General features: G+C 67.6%; 13 protein-coding genes. All 13 read right to left on the bottom strand.

Features of this window, described 5'->3' with window-relative positions; genetic code table 11:
- Window positions 1-4: 4 nt before the first annotated feature.
- Window positions 5-1,717, bottom strand: coding sequence for a thiamine pyrophosphate-binding protein (locus AC3WMU_RS06990; protein ID WP_492282053.1), 1,713 nt, complete (start codon window positions 1,715-1,717; stop codon window positions 5-7).
- Window positions 1,714-2,643 (bottom strand): HpcH/HpaI aldolase/citrate lyase family protein, encoded by a 930-nt coding sequence (locus AC3WMU_RS06985; protein ID WP_424626198.1) that lies wholly within the window; start codon window positions 2,641-2,643, stop codon window positions 1,714-1,716. Before AC3WMU_RS06985 ends, AC3WMU_RS06990 begins: the two co-directional genes overlap by 4 nt.
- Window positions 2,640-3,923 (bottom strand): TRAP transporter large permease, encoded by a 1,284-nt coding sequence (locus AC3WMU_RS06980; protein WP_280026312.1) that lies wholly within the window; start codon window positions 3,921-3,923, stop codon window positions 2,640-2,642. The genes AC3WMU_RS06985 and AC3WMU_RS06980 overlap by 4 nt, the downstream gene beginning before the upstream one ends.
- Window positions 3,924-3,927: 4 nt before the next feature.
- Window positions 3,928-4,407, bottom strand: coding sequence for a TRAP transporter small permease (locus AC3WMU_RS06975; protein ID WP_280026311.1), 480 nt, complete (start codon window positions 4,405-4,407; stop codon window positions 3,928-3,930).
- On the bottom strand, window positions 4,407-5,402 hold the full coding sequence (locus AC3WMU_RS06970; RefSeq protein WP_006225902.1) for a TRAP transporter substrate-binding protein: 996 nt from the start codon (window positions 5,400-5,402) through the stop codon (window positions 4,407-4,409). Before AC3WMU_RS06970 ends, AC3WMU_RS06975 begins: the two co-directional genes overlap by 1 nt.
- Window positions 5,403-5,469: 67 nt before the next feature.
- Window positions 5,470-6,600, bottom strand: coding sequence for a lactonase family protein (locus AC3WMU_RS06965; protein ID WP_492282052.1), 1,131 nt, complete (start codon window positions 6,598-6,600; stop codon window positions 5,470-5,472).
- Entirely contained in the window at window positions 6,597-7,400 is an 804-nt protein-coding gene (locus AC3WMU_RS06960; RefSeq protein WP_492282051.1) for an ATP-binding cassette domain-containing protein, read from the bottom strand. Before AC3WMU_RS06960 ends, AC3WMU_RS06965 begins: the two co-directional genes overlap by 4 nt.
- Window positions 7,397-8,395, bottom strand: a complete 999-nt coding sequence (locus AC3WMU_RS06955; RefSeq protein WP_315130236.1) for an ABC transporter ATP-binding protein — start codon at window positions 8,393-8,395, stop codon at window positions 7,397-7,399. The genes AC3WMU_RS06960 and AC3WMU_RS06955 overlap by 4 nt, the downstream gene beginning before the upstream one ends.
- A gap of 4 nt (window positions 8,396-8,399) precedes the next feature.
- On the bottom strand, window positions 8,400-9,269 hold the full coding sequence (locus AC3WMU_RS06950) for an ABC transporter permease (protein ID WP_424626254.1): 870 nt from the start codon (window positions 9,267-9,269) through the stop codon (window positions 8,400-8,402).
- A complete protein-coding gene (locus AC3WMU_RS06945) occupies window positions 9,266-10,183 on the bottom strand; it encodes an ABC transporter permease (RefSeq protein ID WP_006225895.1) in 918 nt (305 codons plus the stop codon). The genes AC3WMU_RS06950 and AC3WMU_RS06945 overlap by 4 nt, the downstream gene beginning before the upstream one ends.
- A 109-nt stretch (window positions 10,184-10,292) precedes the next feature.
- Window positions 10,293-11,798: an ABC transporter substrate-binding protein gene (locus tag AC3WMU_RS06940; protein ID WP_088587542.1), complete on the bottom strand. Its 1,506-nt coding sequence runs from the start codon at window positions 11,796-11,798 to the stop codon at window positions 10,293-10,295.
- 201 nt (window positions 11,799-11,999) lie between these two features.
- The gene (locus AC3WMU_RS06935; RefSeq protein WP_006225893.1) at window positions 12,000-12,731 is read right to left on the bottom strand and encodes a FadR/GntR family transcriptional regulator; all 732 of its coding nucleotides are present in this window, start codon (window positions 12,729-12,731) and stop codon (window positions 12,000-12,002) included.
- Between the two features lie 268 nt (window positions 12,732-12,999).
- Complete coding sequence (locus AC3WMU_RS06930; RefSeq protein ID WP_492282050.1) at window positions 13,000-21,753, bottom strand: glycoside hydrolase family 94 protein; 8,754 nt, start codon at window positions 21,751-21,753, stop codon at window positions 13,000-13,002.
- Between the last annotated feature and the right edge of the window lie 172 nt (window positions 21,754-21,925).

The raw sequence follows: 21,925 nt of genomic DNA, 5'->3' as shown, positions 1-21,925 counted from the left end.
TGGTTCAATGTCCGCTGCGGGCGATGCGCGCCTGGGCGGCTTCGCGGATGCCCATCAGCGTTTCGCCCGGCGCGATGCCGTTGGCGTCGTAGCGGATCTCAAGCAGCGCGGGCAGGCTGTGTTCGTCGGCGAAGGCCAGCGCGCGTTCGAAGGCCGGGCCGAAGTCCGCCGTGTTCTCGACGGCCTCGCCATAGCCGCCGTAGCCGCGGATGATCTGCGTGAAGTCGGGGTTCTCGAAGCCCAGCGCGATCGTGCGCGCCGGGAATTCGCGTTCCTGGTGGGCGCGGATGGTGCCCCATATGCCGTTGTTGAACACCAGTACCACCACGCCCAGCTTGTATTGCAGGGCTACGCCGAGTTCCTGCATGTTCATCTGGAAGCAGCCGTCGCCGGCATAGCAGACGACGGTGCGCGCGCGGTCTTCCAGTTTGGCGGAAATGGCGGCGGGCAGGCCGTAGCCCATGGAGCCGACGGTGGGAGTCAGGCTCGTGCCCGGGCCGGCGTAGCGGCGGTAGCGGTGCGGGTACAGCGCGTAGTTGCCCGCGCCCGCGGTGATGCAGGCGTCGGCAGGAATGTGCGCGTCGACATAGGCGGCGGCCGCGTCCAGGCTCATGGGACCGGGCGAGGGCAACGGCGCCAGGCTGTCGACCAGTTCCTGGTGCGCGGCGTGCACGGCAGCGCCGCGCGGCGCGGCGTGGCCGGGGGCCAGCGCGGCGACGCCGGCCGCAAAGCTGGCCACGTCGGCCACGATGGCCTGGGTGGGCGAGAACACGCGGCCCAGTTCGGCGGCGTCGGGGTAGACGTGGATCAGCTTCTGGCGCGGCAGCGGGCTTTCAATGACGGTATAGCCTTCGGTGGTGGCTTCGCCCAGGCGCGTGCCCACGGCCAGCACCAGATCGGCGTCGCGCAGGCGTTGGCGCAGCGCGGGCGTCATGGCCCAGCCCACGTGGCCGGCGGCGTTGGGGTGGCGCTGGTCAAAGCATTCCAGGCGGCGCCAGGCGGTGCCCACCGGCAGTTCGAAGCGCTCGGCGAAACCGGCGATCTGGTCGATGGCGGTCTGATGCCAGCCGTTGCCGCCCAGCAGCAGGAACGGCCGTTCGGCCGCATCCAGCAACTGCGTCATGCGGGCCAGGTCGGCGGCGCCGGGGTGGCTGTGCACGCGCGGATAGCGCGGCAGGTCCGCCACGCGGGCGGTGCCCCACAACGTGTCTTCCGGCAACGCCAGCACGACCGGGCCGGGGCGGCCGCTGGTGGCAACCGCGAACGCGCGCGAGAGGTATTCGGGGATGCGGTCGGTGCGGTCGATCTGTGCGACCCACTTGGCCATCTGGCCGAACATGCGGCGGTAGTCGATTTCCTGGAAGGCTTCACGCTCCATGAAGTCATTGCCCACCTGGCCCACGAACAGGATCATCGGCGTGGAGTCCTGGTAGGCGGTGTGCACGCCGATGCTGGCGTTGGTGGCGCCCGGGCCGCGCGTCACGAAGCAGATGCCGGGCTCGCCGGTCAGCTTGCCGTAGGCCTCGGCCATATAGGCCGCGCCACTTTCCTGGCGGCAGACGACAGGCTCGATGGCATCGGTGTGCTCGTTCAGCGCGTCGATGCAGGGCAGATAGCTTTCGCCGGGGATCATGAACACGCGGCGCGCGCCATGGATGCGCAATTGCTGCATCAGGATCTGACCGCCATTGCGTTCGGGTAAAGCGGCTGACGTCATGCGGAGTCTCCTTGTTGCGGGACGGCCTGCGCACGGCGCTCGGCGGCCCATCGTTCGAATTGGTCATGGCGCGCCAGCAGGCGGCGCGCGGTGTTGTAAACGGGGGGATCGATGCGTTCGGCATCGTGGCGGCCGGCTCGCTGCGCCTCGAAACGGGTCACGCAATCGCGGGCGGCGTCGATCTCGTCGGCGGCGGGCGTGAACACCGCATGGATCAGCGGCACCTGGTCGGCCACGGTCGCGCACTTGGACTTCAGGCCGAGGCGGCGCGCCCAGCGCAGGTCGGTTTCCAGCGCGGGCAGGTCGCGGTAATTGAACGGGCAGTCGATCGGCACGCAGCCGGCCGCCGTGCAGTCCACCAGGAAGCGCGCGCGCACGGCGTGCAGTTCGATGCCATCCTTGCCGCGTTCGGCGCCCAGGCTGGCCGTCAGGTCTTCGGCCGCCAGCAGGCAGGCGGACACGCGCGGGCTGGCGGTCAGGATGTCGTAGGCGCGCACCAGGCCCAGCGCCGACTCCAGCGTGGGCACGATCTCGGTGCTGCCCGGCGGCAGGCCCAGTTCGGCCTCAAGGGCGGTGATGGCCTGGTCCAGCGCGACGATCTGGGCGGCGCTTTCCGCGTGCGGCAGGAACACCGCATCGGGCGCGCCCGGCATCACGCCGCGCAGGTCGGCCAGGCCGTCGTCTTCCAGCTTATTGATGCGCACGGCCGCCACCACGCCCTGGGCGCGGCATTCGGCGAACAGGGCAGCGATGCGCGGGCGCGCTGCGGGGCGTTCGACCTTGGCGGTGAATTCTTCCAGGTCGGCGACCAGCGCATCGGTGCCGCTGGCCAGGCCCGCCGCCTGGGCGGCCGCGTCCAGGCCCGGGACGAACATCCAGCTGCGGCGCAGCGCCGCGGGACGGCGGTGAGAGAGGGAATGGGTCATTGCACGTGCCTCGGCAAGAACAGCACCAGTTCAGGGACAAAGGTCAGCAGCAGCATGACGGCGGTCATCGCCAGCATCATCCACGACAACGGACGCAGGGTCTGCATCATGTTGATGCCGCCGATCTTGCATGCGGCCATCAGGTCGACGCCGACGGGCGGCGTATTGGCGCCGATCGCCATGTTGATGGACAGCAGGATGCCGAAATGCACCGGATCGATGTTGTAGTGTGCCAGCACGGGCATCACGACGGGGGCCACGATGATGATGACCGGGATCGCCTCCATGAAAGTGCCCAGCAGCAGCAGGACCACCGTCAGCACCAGCAGCACGGCCGTCTTGCTGTCGGTCCATTCCACCAGCAGGGTGGACAGCGCCTGCGGCACCTGTTCAGCCACCAGCACCCAGGCGAACAGGCCCGAGGCGCCGATGATCAGCAGGATGGACGCGCTGCTTTCGCCCGTGGACTTCAGGTTGTCCCACAGCGACTTCAGGCTGAGCGTGCGGTAATAGAAGAAGCCGATCAGCAAGGCGTAGACGATGGCGCTGGAGGCGGCTTCGGTGGCGGTGAAGATGCCGAAGCGGATGCCGCCGATGATCAGCACCGGCACCATCAACGCGGGCAGGGCGTCGATGGCGGCGGCGCGCAGCTCGCCCCACGAGAACGGCTGGCCGCCGGCCCAGTTGTGCTTGCGTGATTGCCAGATGGCCACGCCGATCAGCGACAGGCCCAGCAGGATGCCCGGGATGATGCCGGCCACGAACAGCTTGCCCACCGAGGTGTCGGTGATGGTGCCGTAGACGATCAGCACGATGCTGGGCGGGATGATGGTGGAGGTAGCGCCGGCGCTGCCGACGAGGGCGCAGGAAAAGCCCTTGTCGTAGCCGCTGCGCGCCATCGCCGGCAGCAGCAGGCTGCCGATGGCCACCACGTCGGCCACGCCCGAACCGGACAGCGCCCCGAACATCAGGCAGGCCAGCACGGCCACGACCGCCAGGCCGCCCTTGATGTCGCCCACGATGGCGGCGCACAGGCGCACGATGCGCTGGGTCAGGCCCGCGCCGTTCATCAGCTGGGCGGCCAGGATGAAGAGCGGGATCGCCAGCAGCGTGAAGCTGTCCAGCCCCACGACGTACTGCTGCGCCGCGACCATCATGGGCGCGGAGTCGTAGATCGCCAGATAGGCCAGGCAGGACAGCACCAGGCCGAAGGCGATGGGCATGTCGATCAGCACCGTGATCGTGAACACGCCCATCAGGAAAATAGCACCCGAAGACATCTTGTTATTCCTTTGCCGCGGCGGGAGCGGGAGAGAACAGTTGCGCCAGATGCACCACCACGGTGACGGCGCAGGCGAACGGCAGCGCCAGGTAGACCGTGCCGGCGGACACGTCCAGCGCGGGCAGCGTCTGGTCCATCGTCAACTCGGCCAGTTGCCAGCCGGCGTAGCCCAGCGCCACCAGCCCGACGATGACCAGCACCTGGTTGATGCGCTCGAACGCATTCAGCACGCGGGGGTTGCGCACCACGAAAGGCAGCAGGCCGGCCATCAGGTGCGACCGTTCGTAGCTGCAGGCGACCCCGCCGATGAAGGCGGACCAAACCAGCACCAGACGCGGCAGTTCCTCGGCCCAATGGGGCGTGGTGTGCGTGACGAAGCGGGCGAACACCACGTAGGAGATCAGGATCGCCAGCAAGGCCACCGCCAGGGCGGCGAAAGCCTTGCTGATGCCCGACAGGACGGCGGACAGTCGGTTCAGCATCACTGGGCCTCGCGGTACTTCTGCACGATGGCCATCAGCTCGGGGCCGTAGGTGACCGAATAGGTCTTCCAGACGGGTTGCACGGCGGCGGCGAACGCGGCCTTGTCGACCTCGTTGACCTGCATGCCTTTCTCTTTCAGCTGGGCCACGAACTGCTGGTCGCCGTCGGTGATCATCTTGCGCTGGGCGTCGCGCCACTTGTCCGCCGCGGCTTGCACGATCTTCTTGTCGTCGGCCGAGAGGCGGTTCCAGACCGGCTTGGAGATGATCAGGTTGGCCGGGCCCCAGACGTGGCCGGTCAGCGACAGGTATTTCTGCACTTCGAAGAAGGACGAGGTGTAGATGATGGACAGGGGGTTTTCCTGCGCGTCGAACACCTTTTGCTGCAACGCCGAATACAGTTCGCCGAACGCCAGCGGCGCGGGGTTGGCGCCCAGCGCGGTGAAGGTGTCCAGGCGCATCTTGTCGGGCGTGACGCGGGTTTTCAGGCCGGCCAGGTCGGCGGGCTTGGCCACGGGGCCGCGGTTGTTGGTCACGTGGCGAAAGCCGTTTTCCCACCAGGAAATGATGGTCAGGTTCTTCTTGTCGGCCAGCTTGGCCAGGGCTTCGCCCAGTTCGCCGTCATACGCCTTGTAGGCTTGCTGCGAGGTCGACCACGTGTAGGGCAGTTCCACCACGCCGAACTTGGGTTCGATCGGCTGCAGCGAACCCGAACCGATGATGGCCGCGCCCTGGCTGCCGATCTGCAGGCCTTCCAGCATGGTTTTCTCATTGCCCAGCTGGCCGCTGGGGAACAACACGAAGTTGACGCGGCCGGCGGTCTTTTCCTTGACCTCGGCGGCGAAGCCCTCGGCGGCCTTGTTCCAGCTGTGGCTGGGGGCCAGCACGTGGCCCAGCTTGATGTCCAGCGCATGGGCGGACAGCGGCGCCAAGCCCGCCATGGCAAGCAGGGCGCCGCCGAGCAGGGTGTTGAATTTCTTAGTGGCGTGGATCATGGGGTAGCTCCGGATGCGAAAGGAAAAGGATGGATAAGGAGGGATCGGCGGCGGGGTGCGGCCCCGCTCAGTAGGATTGCGCCCGCATGGATGCGGGGTGGCCGGGCAAGGGGATGCGAGTGCCGGTGTCGGTCAGGCCGTGGTCGCCCACGGCCAGCACCTGCAAGGTTGCGTCCAGGAAGTTGCCCACGTACAGGTAGCGGCTGTCGGGGCTGAACGCCACGCCCTCGGGCAACGCGCCGACCTCGACGGCGCCCGCGCGCGTGACGCGTTGGCCGTCGATGCGCAAGAGCACGATCTGGCCGCGCGGATGGTGGAACCATTCGGAAGACGGGTTGTTCGACCCCTGCACGATGGCGACGGCGGCATGACGGCCATCGGGGCTGATCGCGATCCCCTCGGGGCCGTCTTCGACCATCACGCGGTCGATGACGCGGGGCGGGGTGGCAAGCAGGTCGACCACGCTGACGGAATCCGCATGGCCGTCCGACGCGGTCGGGCTGCCCATGTCCACCACCAGCGCCAGCGCGCCGTCCGGCGACACGACGAGGTTGAAGGGCACGAGCCCGGTGGTCAGGTCTTCGGCCGGGTCGTGCGTGACGCGTGGGACGGGGCCGCTTTCATCGATGTGCAGCACGCCCAGGCGGTGCGTGTCGGTCTTGACGACAAAAGCGCGGCGGCCGTCGGCCGAAAACGAGACGGCTACGACCGGCGTGCCCACATCGACCTCGCCGCAGGCTTGCACCCGGCCGTCGGCGATTTTTAATACCGACACCGAGCGGCCGGCCTTGTTGGCGACCAGCGCCAGCGTCCCCGCACGGTTGATCGACAGGCCGGACGGTTGCAAACCGATTTGCAGCGTTTGCAGCAAGGCGGGCGGGGTGGCGGCAAGGTCGATCACATGCAGATCGCGGCCCGCTGCCGGCTGCCAGCCGGCGCCGTCGGCGCGTTCCGGCCAGGCCATGGAGTCGGCGATCAGCGCCAGCCGCTGGTCTGGAGTCACGGCCAGGTTGACCGGCGGGCCGAACAGCGAATTTGGCAAGGGCAGGGTGGCGACCAGCACGGGCGCGGCGGGATTGGCTGCGGCATCGAAGATGCTGAGCGTGTCGCTGCCGGGGGGCAGGAAGCGGATCCGGCCGTCGTCCCAGGTGACTTTCTCGTCGTTGCCGACCAGCAGGAAGTGGGGCGTCGGGTTCATGCCGCCAGCTCCTGGACTAGCGGCACGGCCAATGTTGCGCCGATCAGTTGCCGCGTATAGGGGTGGGTAGGCGCGAAATACACCTGGTCCGCATTGCCGCGTTCGACCACTCGGCCGCCTTGCAGCACCACGATCTGGTCGGCGATATGCTGCACGACCGCCAGGTTGTGGCTGATGAACAGGTAGCCCAGGCCGCGTTCGCGCTGCAATTCCATCAGCAGGTTCAGGATCTGCGCCTGCACCGAGACGTCCAGCGCCGACGTGGGCTCGTCGCAGATCAGTAACTGGGGTTCGAGCATCAGCGCGCGGGCGATGGCTACCCGTTGGCGTTGCCCGCCGGACAGTTCGCGCGGATAGCGGGCCGCGAATGCCGGCACCAGCCCCACCGCGTCCATCATCCGGCGCACGGCGGCAGCCTGCGTCGACGCGTTGCCCATGCCGTGGACCCGCAGCGGGGCCGTCAGGATCTCGTTGATGGTGCGGCGCGGGTTCAGCGAGGAATACGGGTCCTGGAACACCATCTGGATGCGGCGGGCGCGGGCGCGCGCCGGCATGGCAGCCAGCGGCTGGCCGTCCAGCAGCGCCTGGCCCTGGGAGGGGGCCAGCAGGCCCAGCATCAGTTTGGCGATGGTGGACTTGCCGCTGCCGGACTCGCCGACGAGACCGATGGTCTGGCCGGCGGGCACGTGCAGGTCGATATCGTGCAGGATGCGCGGCGCGGGGCGGCGCGAGAACAGGCTGGCGCGGCCATACTGGAAGCACAGGCCATTCAGGCTGATGCTGGCGGATGTCGGGTTCATGCCGGGGCTCCAAGACGCATGGCGCCGGGTTTGACGCAGAGGCAGCGGTGCCCGCCCTGCACACGCGCCGTCAATGGCTGCGCGCACCGCGCTTCGGCCACTGGGCAACGTTCGCGGAATGCGCATCCCCGGATGGCCGTGTCCAGCGATGGCACGGCGCCGGCGATGGTGGGCAGGTCGGTGCGGGGCGCGGTGCGGCCGGGCTGGGGAATGCAGTTCAGCAGCATGGCCGTGTAGGGGTGGCTGGGGCGCTCCAGCACGTCGCGCACGCTGCCGCCTTCGACGATGTCGCCCGCGTACATGACGATGACGTGGTCGGCGATGCGCGCGACCAGCCCCATATCGTGGGAAATGAACACCATGCCCAGCCCGAATTCCGTCTGGATGTCACGCAGCAGGTCCAGCAGTTCGGCCTGCACCGTCACGTCCAGCGCGGTGGTCGGTTCGTCGGCGATCAGCAATTCCGGGCCGCACATCAGCGCCATGGCGATCATCACGCGCTGGCGCAGGCCGCCCGACAGTTCGAACGGGTACTGCTTCATGCGGTCTTGCGGGTTCGTGATGCCGACCCGGCGCAACAGGTACTCGGCGCGTTCGACGGCTTGCCGGCGGCTGACGGGCTTGTGACGGCGCAGCACGTCGACCAGCTGCGTGCCGATCGGGAACACCGGGTTCAGCGACGTCATGGGATCCTGGAAGATCATCGCGATGCGCGCGCCGCGTAGCGCCGCCAGTTGGCGCGGTTTCAGCGTGGACAGGTCCTGGCCGGCGAATTCCAGCTTCGCCACGCGGCGGCGCGCGGCCGCGGGCAGCAGGTCCAGCAGCGCCAAGGCGGTCAAGGATTTGCCGCAGCCCGATTCGCCGACAATGCACAGCGTCTTGCCGCGTTCCAGGCTGAAGTCCACCGCGCGCACGACGTGCTTGGTGTGCGTGGGGGTGTGGATGTCGATGTGCAGGCCCTGGACCTGCAGCAGGGGGGAGACGGTCGGCGTCATGGCGTCAGCCCTTCTTCATTTGGATGGCGCGCAGCGTCTCGCCCGCACGGTTCACGCACAGGACCAGCACGAACAGCACGATGCTGGGGATCACCACCAGGGACGGCTGGAACAGCATGTTTTCCTTGCCCTCGGCGATCATCAGGCCCAGCGAGGGCATCGGCGCCGGCACGCCCAGGCCCAGGAACGACAGCGAGGCTTCCAGCGTGATCGCCATGGCGGCGTCCACTGTGCCGATGATGAGCAGGTTGCCGACCAGGTTGGGCAGGATGTCGCGCCAGATGATCTGCAGGTGCGTGCAGCCCTGCAGGCGCGACGCGGTGACGAATTCGGCATTGCGCAAACCCGCGGCCATGGTGCGCGCGACCAGCGCATAGCGTTCCCACAGCAGCAGACCCAGCACCAGCACCACCACGGTCAGGGACGCGCCCACCACCGACACCACGGCCAGCGCCACCAGGATGATGGGCAACGCCAGGCGCGCGGTGATCAGGAACGACACGACGCGGTCGACGGCGCCGCCGAAGTAGCCGGCCACGACGCCCAGCGTCGTGCCGATCAGCCCGCCCATCAGCGCGACGGACAGGCCGATCAGCGCCGAGACGCGTACGCCGTACAGGGCGCGGGCCAAGACGTCGCGGCCCAGTTGGTCGGTGCCCAGGATGTGGTTCCAGTCGCCGCCTTCGCCCCAGACGGGTTCCTGCAGCCGGGCCAGCAGGTCTTGCGAGTACGGGTCGTGCGGGATCAGGTAGGGGCCGATCAGGCCGGCCAGCACCAGCAGCGCCAGCACGATCAGGCCGAAGCGGCGGCCGGCACGCGCCAGGCGGTCGCCGCGCGGCGCGGCGGGCAGGGAAGAAGACAGGACGGTGCTCATGAGGCGGCTCGCACGCGGGGGTCCAGCCAACCGTTGATCAGGTCGGCGGCCAGGGTCAGGACGATGTAGATCAGCGCAAAGATCAGGATCAGCGCCTGCATCGTGGGGAAGTCACCGCGCAGGATGGACGTCCAGGCCAGCAGCCCGGCGCCATTGATGGCGAAGACGGTTTCGATGACGACCGAACCGGCCAGCAAGGTGCCCATCTGGGCGGCCGCCAGCGACACCAGCGGCCGCAAGGCGTTGCGCAGCGCGTACTTCAGCACCACGCTGGGGCCGGCCAGGCCCATGGCGCGGGCGGTGCGGATGTAGTCGGTGGCCAGCACCGTCTCCATCTCGGATTTCATCAGGCGCAGCATCGCGGGCATGGCGAACAGCCCCAGCGCGACGACGGGCATTACGTAGTGCTTCCAGGTGTCGAACCCCGAGGCCGGCAGCCATTGGTTGCGTACGCTGAAGACGATGATCAGCAGGAACGCCAGGCAGAACGGCGGCATGGCTTGCGCGCAGGCCGACAGCAGCATGGTGGCGCGGTCGGCGAGCGAGCCCTTGCGCAATCCCGCCAGCACGCCCAGCGGTATCGCCAGCAGCAGCGCGAACGCCATCGCGGCCAGGCCCAGCTTGGCGGTGGCCGGGAAGTGCTGGCCCAGCAATTCGGCCACCGGGCGGCTGAAGTACAGGCTGTCGCCGAAATCACCGCGCACGACTCCGGCAAGCCACCGGCCGTACTGCACCAGGATCGGGTCGGAAAAGCCGTGCTGTGCCGACAGGCGGGCGGCATCCGCCGCGCTGCCTTCACCGGCCAGGCGCGCTGCCGGGTTGCCCGAGGCGAATACCAGCGAGAAGCTGATCAGCGACACGAACACCACCAGCAAGGCGGCGACCAGCAAGCGGCGAAACAGGAATGCAATCATGGGTCAACCTTTGTCACGGTGCGCCGGCGCACCGGCGCGTGCCGCCCCGCCGGGACGCCGAAGCGGCCCGGCCGGACAGGCAATAAGCGCGGCGCGCCGGCCGCCCGGATCAGTTCCAGGTGGCCTTGTAGAAACGCGGGAACTCGTCTCCGTCGACCGAGAAGTTCAAGTCCTTGGCCTGCACGGCGTTCAGCGAGTGGTTCCACAGCGGTACCCAGTACGCCTGGTCGGCCACGATCTTCTGCGCGGCCGCGTAGTTCTTGGCGCGCAGGTCGCGGTCTACCGACGTGTCGGCCGCTTCCAGATACTTGATCACCTCGGGGTTGCGGGCCTGGTCGTCCGGGCCGCCGCGGAAGAAATTGCTGGTGGACAGCGCCGCGTCCGCGATACCGTACGAGCCCCAGTTGGACGACAGCATGGCGATCTTGCCGTCGCGCCAGTTGGTCATCGCGGTGCCGTACTGCTGTTCGACCAGGTTCAGCTTGATGCCGGCTTGCGCCATCTGGGCAGCGGCCGCGTCCAGGATGCTGCGCGGCGGCGCCGAGATCACCAGGTCCAGCGTGATGCCATTGGGGTACCCGGCGGACGCCAGCAGTTGCTTGGCGCGGGCCGGGTCGAACTTGTAGGCCTGCACGTCGGCGGCGCAACCGAACTGGGCCGGGTTGCAGGCCGCGTTGATGACCTTGGACGCGCCGCCTACCAGCGCTTTGCGGATCGCTTCGCGGTCGATGGCGTAGTTGATGGCCTGGCGCACTTCCTGCTTGGCCAGCGGCGACTTGCCGTCGTCGAAACGCGGGTTCAGCGAGATATAGCTGATGCGCATGATGCTGCTGCTCTTGACCGTGACGGTCGGCGTTTTCTCCATGCGGCGGGCCACGTCCGGCGGCACGCGCCAGATCCAGTCCAGGCCGCCGGACAGCAGTTCGGCGTACTGGGTGTTGGCGTCGGGCAGCACGCGCACCACCAGCTTTTTGACGGCCGGCTTGGGGCCGAAGTAGTCATCGTAGCGTTCGTACACGTAGCGGCTGCCGGGCTGGCTTTCGGTCAGGCGGTAGGGGCCCGTGCCGATGGGCTTGGCGCCCATGTCGGACTGGTTGGCCTCGTAATACTTGCGCGGATAGATCGGCAGGTTTTCCGACAGCATTTCCAGCGCCAGCGGGTAGGGCGTCTTCATCTTGATGCGCACCGTGTCCTCGCCGGCTTTTTCCGCCTTGGCGATCCACGCGACCTGGTTCTGGAAGCGGGCCTTGTAGGCGTCGGAAGACACCAGGTTCAGCGTGTACAGCACGTCGTCGATGGTCAGCAGCGATCCGTCGTGGAACTTCACGTCGCGGCGGATGGGCAGTTCGATGGTGGTGTCGTCGACGAACTTGTAGCCCGTGGCGATGGCCGGGCCGAATTCGCCCGTGTCCTGGTTCTTTTGCAGCAACCCCGAGAAGACCATGCGCGCCAGCGCCAGGCCGGGACGGTCCGATTCCTTGTAGGCGTCCAGCGTGGCGGGCGCCGCGTCGAAGGCGATGTTGAGGGAGTTGTCAGCCTTGTTGGCCTGGGCGGCGTGGGCGCCTAGCGCCAATAGCGCCGCGCTCACTAGCTTCACGGTACGGGTCAGCTGCATGTTTTCACCTTGATATGTTTTAAGTATTTGACGTACGGGTCTTGCGGGTCTTGCAGGGACTGCGGAACTGCAGGGTCATGCGGAATCGCGGGCAAGCCGCTCCCCTTGCCGCAGGCGGCGCTTTTCGCGCCGGCGGTGCATGCACGGTCGGTAAGGGGAGGGGCCTGGAGCGCCAGGCCGGGTGCTTAGCGGGTCATCAAATCATCGAATCCCAACGTTGCCGAAGTCTTCCCGCAGTCGCGCCAGGATGCCGACCAGATGGTCGTGCATGGCGTGACGCGCGCGGATGGGATCGCGATCGACAATGGCCGCGAGGATGCGTTCGTGTTCTTTCTGCGCTTCGCTCCACACCTTGGTGGTCACGAAGTGCTCTTCCAGCCGGTGGAACACCGGGCTGAGCGTGCTGAGGTGCCAGATGTGCGAGATGGCTGCGGCCAGGGCCGCGTTGCCGCAGGCCGCGCCGATGGCGCTGTGGAAGGCGCGGTCGTGCACGCTGGGCGACTCGGTCAGCGACATGCCTTCGTGCGCGACGCGGATCGCCGCGATCTGCGCGGGCGACGCCTTCTGCGCAGCCAACGCGGCGCATTCCGGTTCGATCAGCAGGCGCGTTTCCAGAAGGTCGAAGGGGCCGATGTCGGTGGCTTCGACGCTGTCTGCCGCGGGGGCCTGGGGCGCGTCCTGATAGTTGCCGTCTTCGCGCGGCGGGCACACGAACACGCCGGTGCCCACGCGCACATCCACATAGCCTTCGATTTCCAGCGCAATCAGGGCCTCGCGCACCGACGCCCGGCTGACTTGCAGTTGCTCGGCCAGCTCGCGCTCGGCGGGCAGTCTGCCGCCCGCAGGGAAATCGCCCGCCTTGATGCGCGCGGCGATCTGGTCGGCAATCATGCGGTAGAGGCGGGTCGAGGCTACGGCCTGAAGGGAAGTCATTGTGGCGTGGGATGGAGTGTTCGGGGGGGTAGAGCGTAATAGGTCTGGGGCGCTCGTGTCTTGCGCGGGGTCGAAGGGATGCAGGAATCTTGTTCAGGTGCCTGATGGTCAAGTGGTCAGGCCACTGGACGAAATGTACCGGACGGAATTCCGCTTGGGAATCGGGAACCGCCCGTTTTTGCCGGATTTGAGGGAAAACCACTAGGCATTGGGCCAACCGCGCTCCCGCTTGGATGAGCGGGAGCGCGGGGCTGGGCGGGCGAGGCCGCTAAGGCCCGGCGGGGAGTTCGATGCGCACCTGACGCACCTGCCCATCGTCGCGCAAGCGGACCATGCCGTCCTCCTGATTGACGCCATCCAGGGTGACCCGCAACGGCCCCGCCGCAGCCGCTACCCGCGTGGCGGTGACGGCATAGGTCGCGCCGCCGAACCGGTATTGCAGCGTGAAGCCGTTCCAGTCCGGGGGCAGGCAGGGGCGGAAGCTGAGCGTGTCGCCGCGCAGCTGCATGCCCAGCACCGACTCCAGGATCAGCCGGTACATCAGCCCGGACGATCCCGTGTACCAGGTCCAGCCGCCGCGCCCCAACTGGCCGGGCGTGGTGTAGATGTCGGCAGCCATGACATAGGGTTCCACCTTGTAGGTAGCGGCGCCCGCCGGCGTATCGGCATGGTTGATGGGATTCAGCATGGGAAGCAGGCGGCCGATGCGCGCCTCGTCCTGCAGTTCGCAGAAGGCCATCGCCGTCCAGATGGCGGCGTGGGTGTATTGGCCGCCGTTTTCGCGCACCCCCGGCACGTAGCCGCGGATGTACCCGGGATTCATCGGCGCCTTGTCGAAGGGGGGCGTCAGCAGGCGGATCAGGCCAAGCTCGTCGTCCACCAGCCGGTCGTCCACGGCCTGCATCGCCGAGCGCGCGCGGTCCGGGCTGGCCACGCCGGACAGGACAGCCCAGCTTTGCGAAATGGAATCGATCTGGCATTCGAGGTTTTCGGCGGAGCCGAGCGGGGCGCCGTCGTCGAAATAGGCCCGGCGATACCAGTTGCCGTCCCAACCAGCCTGTTCAAGATCCTTCGCCAATTGCCGCGCCGTCGATTCGCAGAACGCGGCGAACGGCAGGTCCGCCCGCGCGCGGGCCAGCGGGGCGAAGCGGTTCAGGGTGTCATGCAGGAAGAAGCCCAGCCACACGCTGACGCCGCGGCCGGCATCGCCCACCTTGTCCATGCCATCGTTCCAGTCGCACGACCCGATGCGCGGCAGCCCGTGCGCGCCCAAAGCGTTCAACGCGTGCGTGAGGGCGCGCGTGCAGTGCACGTAGAGGCTGGCGGATTCCCGGGACGGGGTGGGGTGGTCGTAGTTGGACGATTCGCCGGGATTCAGCGGGCGCCCTTCGATGAAGCCCACGTTTTCTTCCAGTACGCCCACATCGCCGGTGACGTCCACGTAGTGGCTGGTGGCGAACGGCAGCCACAGATAATCGTCGGAACAACGGGTGCGGACGCCCCGGTTGGAAGGCGGGTGCCACCAATGCAGCACGTCGCCTTGCACGAATTGCTGGGCCGCGCTGCGCAGCAGGTGGGCGCGCGTCAACTCGGGGCGCGCGATCGCCAGCGCCATCACGTCCTGCAATTGGTCCCGGAAGCCGTACGCGCCGCCCGATTGGTAATGGCCGCTGCGCGCCCACAGCCGGCAAGCCAGCGTCTGATAGAGCAGCCAGCCGTTGGCAAGCGTATTCACGGTGGCGTCCGGTGTGTCGATACGCACGACGTCCAGCGTGTCGCGCCAGTATTGCCGGACGGCCTGCGCTTCGTGGGCGGCGGCCCCCGTTTCCCGATACCGGCGCACCAAGTGCCGGGCGTGATCGGCGCCCTCGGACGACGCGCCCAGCTGAAACAGGATCTGGGTGTCCTGCCCGTCGTCCAGGGTGGCGGGCACCTGGATTGCGGCGCAAGGGTCCAGCGCGGCGCCGCATCGGCCCGACAAGCGAATGCGGCGCAGCGCTTGCGGGTGGCGCAGCGTGCCGTTCCTGCCGATGAATTCCTTGCGGTCGCCCGTCATGGTGCGGGTGGTGCTGTGGGTGTCGAAATAGGCCACGTGCCCGGAATAGTCGGCATTGAAGCTGTTGCGGGCGAAGAGGGCGCCGGTGTCGGCGTCGATCTCGGTGGTGACGTGCATTGCGGATTTCGCGCGCAGGTCGCCCAGCACCCATTCCACATACCCGGTGGCCGACAGGCGACGGCGGCGCCCGGATCGGTTGCGTAGCGTCAGAACATAGAACTTGACGGGCGATTCGTGGGCGACGTGGACGCGCAATTCGGATTCGATGCCATCCTCCACGTGTTCGAAGACCGTGTAGCCGAATCCGTGGCGGGTGACGTAGGCCGATTCCCCGCCGGCCGGGTAAGGCGCGGCCGACCAGTAATGACCGCTGATCTCGTCGCGCAGATAGAAGGCTTCGCCGCAGGCGTCGGTGACGCCGTCGTTGTGCCAGGGCGTCAGGCGGAACTCATGGGCGTTGCCAGCCCAGCTATAGGCCTGCCCGCTTTCCGAGACCACGGTGCCGATCGCGGCATTGGCAATGACGTTGACCCAGGGCGCGGGCGTGCGCTGGTCGCGTGTGGTGGTGATGACGTATTCCTCGCCGTCGGCCGTGAAGCCGCCCAGGCCGTTGGCGTGCAGCAGCGGCGCGGGCGCGGCAGCCGGCGGGACGTCGACCGAGGCCGGCAAGGGCGCGGCCGATATCACGAGGGGCGCGACACGGGTTTCCGGCAACGCCAGGCGGTTGACCTGGTTGGCCAACGTGCCCTGGGCGTCGCTGAGCGACACGCGAGAGACGGCCAGCAACAGCGTGCGGTCTTCTTCCGAGATCTGGTCGCCAGGACGCACGAAGATGCCGCCCGGGCGGTCGATGATGTGCGATTCCACTCCGGCAGAAATCAGCCCCATCATGCGGTCCTGCAGGGCCTGGCGGTAGGTGCCGGTGTCTTCGTTCCAGATCACCAGGTCCACGATGACGCCCTTTTGCCGCCAGTAGGCATGGGCCTGCACCAATTGGCGGACCAATTCGAAATTGGCCGGGTCCTTGATGCGCAGCAGCACGATGGGCAGGTCGCCCGAGATGGCGTAGCCCCACAGGCCGGACTGCCCGCGGCGGTTCTTGACGAGCGTGGCCGCGTCGGCCCGCAGCGTGGGGTTCTGGTAGACGATGGCGTTGGCCAAGCGCGCGTACAACTGGGCGTCGGCTTCGGTGGCGTTCAACTGGCGCACCAGCACCTGCGCATGGGTCCAGGCCAACTCCAGGGCGCGATCCGCCAGATGGCGGTCCTGGTACTTGCTGATCAGGTTCATGCAGGCGCTACGGCTGTCGCCCACGCCCTGCACCAGATCGACGACGGCGGTTTCCTCGGGTTCCAGCGTGATGGTGCAGCGGATGGCCGACACCGGGTCCAGCACGGAACCCTGGCTGCCCGACAGGGGGGCTGCCGAGTCCATCGCCAGCGGATTGGCCACGGAGCGGCCGCGCCCCAGGAATTGCGCCCGGTCCGTTTCATACGACGCGCGCCCCGGGTCGCCGCCGTGGATGGCCAGCAGCTGGAACATCCACGGCGGATTGTCTTCCGGACTGCGGCCGCGCCGCGTGCTGAGGATGGCGCGTTCCGACGGCACGATCTCGGTCTGGATGAACAGGTTGCTGAAGGCCGGATGCAATTCGTCGGCCATGGCCGGGGCGATGACGACCTCGGCATAGCAGGTGATCTCAAGGGTGCGGCGTTCGCGTCCGCGGTTGGTCAGGCGGCAGCGCCGCAGTTCGATATCGTCTTCGGGCGACACGACGATTTCCGTATGCGTGTCGATCTGATTGTCGGTGCGCCGGAACTCTGCGCGGCCTTCCGAGAAGATCACTTCGTAGTGGTCGGGACGTTGCAGGGTTGGCTGATAGGAGGTGGACCAGACGTGGCCGCTGTCTGTGTCGCGCAGATAGCAGAACGTGCCCCAGTTGTCGCAGGTGCCGTCTTCGCGCCAGCGCGTGACGGACAGGTCCCGCCAGCGGCTGGAGCCCGCGCCGCTATTGGTGACCATTACGTGGTAGCGGCCGTTGGACAGCAACTGGACTTCGGGGATGGGCGTGTCGGCGGTATCCAGCACGCGCACGGATACCTCGGCCTGGCCCGGCGGCGTGCTGCGGATCACCGACAGTTCGGTGGCCTTGGCGTAGGCGGCCGCGGCGCGCGGAACGCGTTCCTGAAGCAGCAGCATGGTGGCCTGGAACGAGGGGTCGGCCTCGAAGCGGGCCTGCATCGTTCGGCCCAGCAAGACGCTGGCAAGCGACAGGAAGCCCATGCCCTGATGATGGGCCATGTAGGCGTACACGATCGTGCCGTTCTTGCCGGGCGGTTGACGGCGCGGCGTGTAGTCGATGGCCTCGTACAGCCCGTAGCGCCCGATCAACTGGTCTTTGGCCAGCCGCTGCAGGTTGCGGCAGGCCTCAGCGGGCGCCACCATCAGCGCCAGCATCGACGCGTACGGGGCCACCACCACGTCATCGGCCAGGCCGCGTTTCAGTCCCAACCCGGGCACGCCGAACGCGCGGTACTGGTAGTTCATGCCGACATCGAACAGGTTGTAGGCGCTTTCTGACATGCCCCACGGAATGCCCAGCTTGTCGCCGTAGTCGATCTGCGTGCGCACCGCCGACAGGCAGGTCTGGTCCAGCAGGGTCTGGGGGTAGGAGGGCATGACGAGCCGGGGCATCAGGTATTCGAACATGGACCCGCTCCAGGAGAGCAGCACCGGCCCGCCCGGGGAATTGCTCAATTGCCGGCCCAGCGCGAACCACGTCTCTTGCGGCAATTGCCCCTGCGCAATCGCCACGAAGCTGCCCAGGCGCGCCTCGGAAGCCAGCAGGTCGTACAGGCCTTCGTCGCGCCGGCGTTCGGTCAGGTTGTAGCCGATGGCCAACAGGCGGCTGCCCTTGTCGTACAAGAAGCCGTATTCCGCCACCGCCATGTCAGCCAGCGTGTCGGCCAGTTTTTCCAGCGCGGCGCATCGTTGGGTGGCGCGGTCCGCCGCCAGGACGATGGCAAGCTCGGTTTGCAGCAACCACGCACGCTCGTCCGGCGTCGTGCCGGGCTCGGAGCGGCGGGCCCGCAAGGCGGCCAGCACGCCGCCGCCTTGATCGGCCACCTGCTGCAGCGTGGGCATGGCCTGCAACGCCGGGATGTCCTGCCAGGGGGCGTCGGCGGGCCGTTCGGGCCAGGGCGCCAGCAGGGCCAGTTCATCGCGAGCCTCTTCGCATTGGCGCAACATGGCCTGGCAATGCCATAGCGGTTCAGAGTACGCGGGCGCCTCGAAGGCTTCCAGCAGTCCATAACCCAGTTGGCGGATGTGCTCCAGGCGCTGCCGGATTTGCGCCAGCGTCTTGGGCGCGGCGCGGCCGGCCGGTTCCTGCGCCGTCAGCAGCGCGGCATCCAGCACGTCCAGCGCGGAGAAGGCGTTGGCCGGCAGGCTGTCTCGCAACACGGCCGCGGCGTCGGCCAGGCCCGCGAAGGTGCGCGGATGCAGGATCGGAGCCTGGGCCAGCGCCAGCAGCCCGGGACGCAGCGTCAGCAGGTGGCCGGCCAGGTTGCCGCTGTCCACGGTCGAGATGTACAGCGGGTGCAAGGGGGCCAGCGTGAGGGTGTCGTACCAGTTATAGAAATGGCCCAGGTAGCGCTCGAGCTTGCCCATGGTGCTTAAAGTGGCTTGCGTGCGTTCCATCAAGCGGCCCGCCTGCAAGTAGCCGAAGTCATGCGCGGCGAGGTTCGACAGCAGGGCCAGCCCCAGATTGGTGGGCGAGGTGCGGTGCGCGGTCGTAGGCGCAGGCCGGTCCTGCACGTTGTCCGGGATCAGCCAGTTGTCTTCGGCCCCACCGTGCCCGTCGAAGAACGACCAGGTCTTGCGCGCCAGCAAGCGCAGGAACTGGTCCTGACTGGGCGACAGTGCGGTTTTCGGGACGGCGGGCGGCCGGCTCAGGCGCCAGGCAATTGCCGGCATCAAGGCCCACAAGGCCAGCACCGGGAACGCCGCGGGCCAGGCCGACGGGTTCCAGAGCAGGACGCAGGCGCCGATCGCCAGCGCCAGCAGCGGCGACCCCCATACGGATAGCAGCCACGGGCCCGAGCGCGCCGCGCCGTCGCGGTTGGTGACGCTGGAGGGCTTCCATTCCAACAGGCGGCGGTGCGATATCGTCAGGCGGTACAGTGTGCGGCCAATGGCGTCCAGGTTGTAAAGCGCCTCGTGCGCCATGGCGCTGAACGCAAACGTGGCCCGGCTGAACTGCTTGAGCGTTGACGGGACCCAGCCCAGCAGATGCTGCCCCAGCAAGACATCGTCGCCCTTCCTGACTGCGCCCAGAGCGGAGGCGAACAGCGCGGGCAGGAACACGACCATCACCCCGGCCCCCGTCCACAGCCAGGGATACGGCAGCAAGGTCCAGCCCAACGCCATCAACAGCACCAGGCTGGGCGACACGAGGCTGCGCCGCAGATTGTCCAGGATCTTGCAACGCGCCAGCCAGGCAAGAGGCGGTCCGCCCGCCGTGCCGGGTGGGCGCGGTGGGTGGCCGAACAGCCAGCCCAGCAATTGCCAGTCGCCCCGGATCCAGCGATGGCGGCGGCTGACATCGGCCGAATAGCGGGCGGGGTGGCCTTCGAACAACTGCACATCGCTCAGCAGGCCGGAACGAGCGTAGCAACCCTCCAGCAGGTCGTGGCTCAGCACGCGGTTGTCAGGGAAGCAGTCCTTCAGCGCGGCCTCGAACGCGTCGACGTCATAGATGCCTTTGCCGACGAAGGACCCTTCCTTGAAAGTGTCCTGATAGACGTCCGACACGGTGTTGGTGTAGGGGTCGATGCCGGCGTCGCCGCCATTGACCCGCGCATAGGCGGAGGCGGCCAGGTCAGCCAGGTTGACCGCCACGCGCGGTTGCAGGATGCCGTAGCCCCGCGTCACGCGACGCCGGACGGGATCGAACTGGGCCTGGTTGAGCGGATGCGCCATGGCGCCGATCAGCTTCCAGGCGCTTTCCCGGGGCAACTCGGTATCGGTGTCTAGTGTGATGACGTACTTCACGGCGGCCAGCGCGTCCAGGTCGCCGACCACGCAGGAGAACGCACCCGTGCCTTGGCCGCGCAGCAGGCCGTTCAGATCGGCCAGTTTGCCGCGCTTTCTTTCCTGACCCATCCAGACCTGTTCGTGGGCATTCCAGCGGCGAGGGCGGTGCAATAGGTAAAAGGGGCTTCGGCCCAAACGCCGGTATTTGTGGTTCAGCGCCTGGACATGCGTTTTGGCGCGTTCCAGCAGCAACGCGTCCGCGGGCAGATGTTCCGCGGCCGCGTCCGCAAAATCCGTCAGCAGGCAGAAGCTCAGGTTGTCGCCCGGGTTCGCCAGAAACCGGATCTCCAACGACTCGGCCAGCTGTTCGCCGTCGTCAGCGTCGATCAGCATGGACGGTACCGCCACCAGGCAGCGGGCAGCGTCCGGAATGCGTTTGGCGTAGTCCATCCGCGGCAGGCGCTGTGGGCGCACCAGCCAGGTCAGGGACCAGTTGATGACGGCAACCGACAAATGGCTGGTGCCGATCAGTGACAGCACCGCCAGGGCGGCTAGCGGCCACGGCTGGGCGCCCGCCGAATGGGCCACGAACACCAGCAGCGCGGACAAGGCGCCCGTCATCAGCACGATCGCCGCCGCATAGCCGGCCAGCGCCGCGCCGGGCGACAGGCGCGCCAACCGGTCCGTCACGCTCAGCCGGACCTTGCCCAGCTTTACCAGTTCCGGCAGGCCTTGATCAATCAGATAGAAGCCCACGTGCCGCCGGCGCGGATCGGCGGGGGCGTCAGCATGGGCGTCTGGCGCCGCCGTGCGCGCCAGGTCGATCGCCATGGTGGCCAATTCGATCTCGGAACGATCGGCGTTCCGGGCCAGGCGCTCCACCCGATGGCGGTAGCGGTCCCGGGTCGGGAAGTCCATGTCGGCGTAGACCCCAGCCGGGTCCTGGCGCAATGTCTGCTCCACCAGGCTGATGGCTTCGACGAATTCGTTCCAGTTCGTCTTCGACAGCGCGCGCAGGCTGCCGATGCTGTTGCTGATGGAGACCTGGTCGGCCGCTTGCTGCTGGTTTTCGGCCACGACCATCTGCTCGATGGTCAGGTTGGATTGGGCCAGGCGCTGCTCGAACCAGGTCAACGGCAATGCCAGCGCCGGACCATGGCCTTGCAGGCGGCGGGCCAGTTCGGCCACGAAGGCGCCGTCTATGGGCGGATTCGAGCGCGCCATGTTGGCGATGACAAGAATCAGGCTGGTGGGGTCGTCCTGCGCGGCCTTGCGCATGGCGTCCGCCCAGGTGTCCGCCAAGCCCCGGTTCATGTTGGCGTAGGCCAGGCGGATCGCCACGCGCCGCAGGTTCTCGATCAGGGCCAGGCGCATCATGATGGGGATGGCCCAAAGCTCGCCCAGCTGCAGGGGTTCGACGCGCTGATAAGCGGCCACGAACGCGCTGATCCCGTCGGCGTCAATCCGCGCATCGCTGTGCGAAATCATCTCCAGCGCGATGTCGTACACCCGGGGAAGGCCCTGCGAGGGACCCGCGGCCAGTTTGGGCAGGCTGCGGCTGTACCCCTTGGGCAAATGCCGCTTGGCCAGCCGGATCTGCTCTTCGATCAGGTAGAAGTTGTCCAGCAGCCATTCGTCCGCCGGCGTGATCTGGCGACTTTGCTGCATGGATTCGATCAGCAGCGCACAGGCCTGGGCCAGCAGCGTCTGGTTCTCCGTCAGCCGGGGCAGCAGGTTGTCCTGCGCGCGAAAGGCGCCCAGCGCATGCACATGCGCCAGCGCCTGGCCGTGCGCTTCCATCTGCTGGGAATTGAACAGTTCGGCGCGCAACGGCGGCTCGCTTTCGGCGGAGGTAAGCGAGGGCTTGCTGCGAGCAAACAGGTCGATCCATTCGGGGGCGGCCTCCAGGGAAGGCCAGGCTATGGGTTTCATCAATACTCGGTCGGACGTGATCCATCGGGGCAAAGGCGTCGCCAGGGTGGCGACCTCCCGCCTATAGAGTGACCAAGCGCGCGCGCCGGCTCTGTGCGCTACCGCACGGACGCGAGGCGCGGCCTATGCCATAAACGACCCGAGCCCGACCGCATTGCAATGCACCGTGCGG

This window comes from Achromobacter sp. FW305-C-13 (assembly GCF_058783475.1).
The sequence above is the reverse complement of the archived record's forward strand: the minus strand, read 5'-3'. Positions and strand labels throughout refer to the sequence as shown.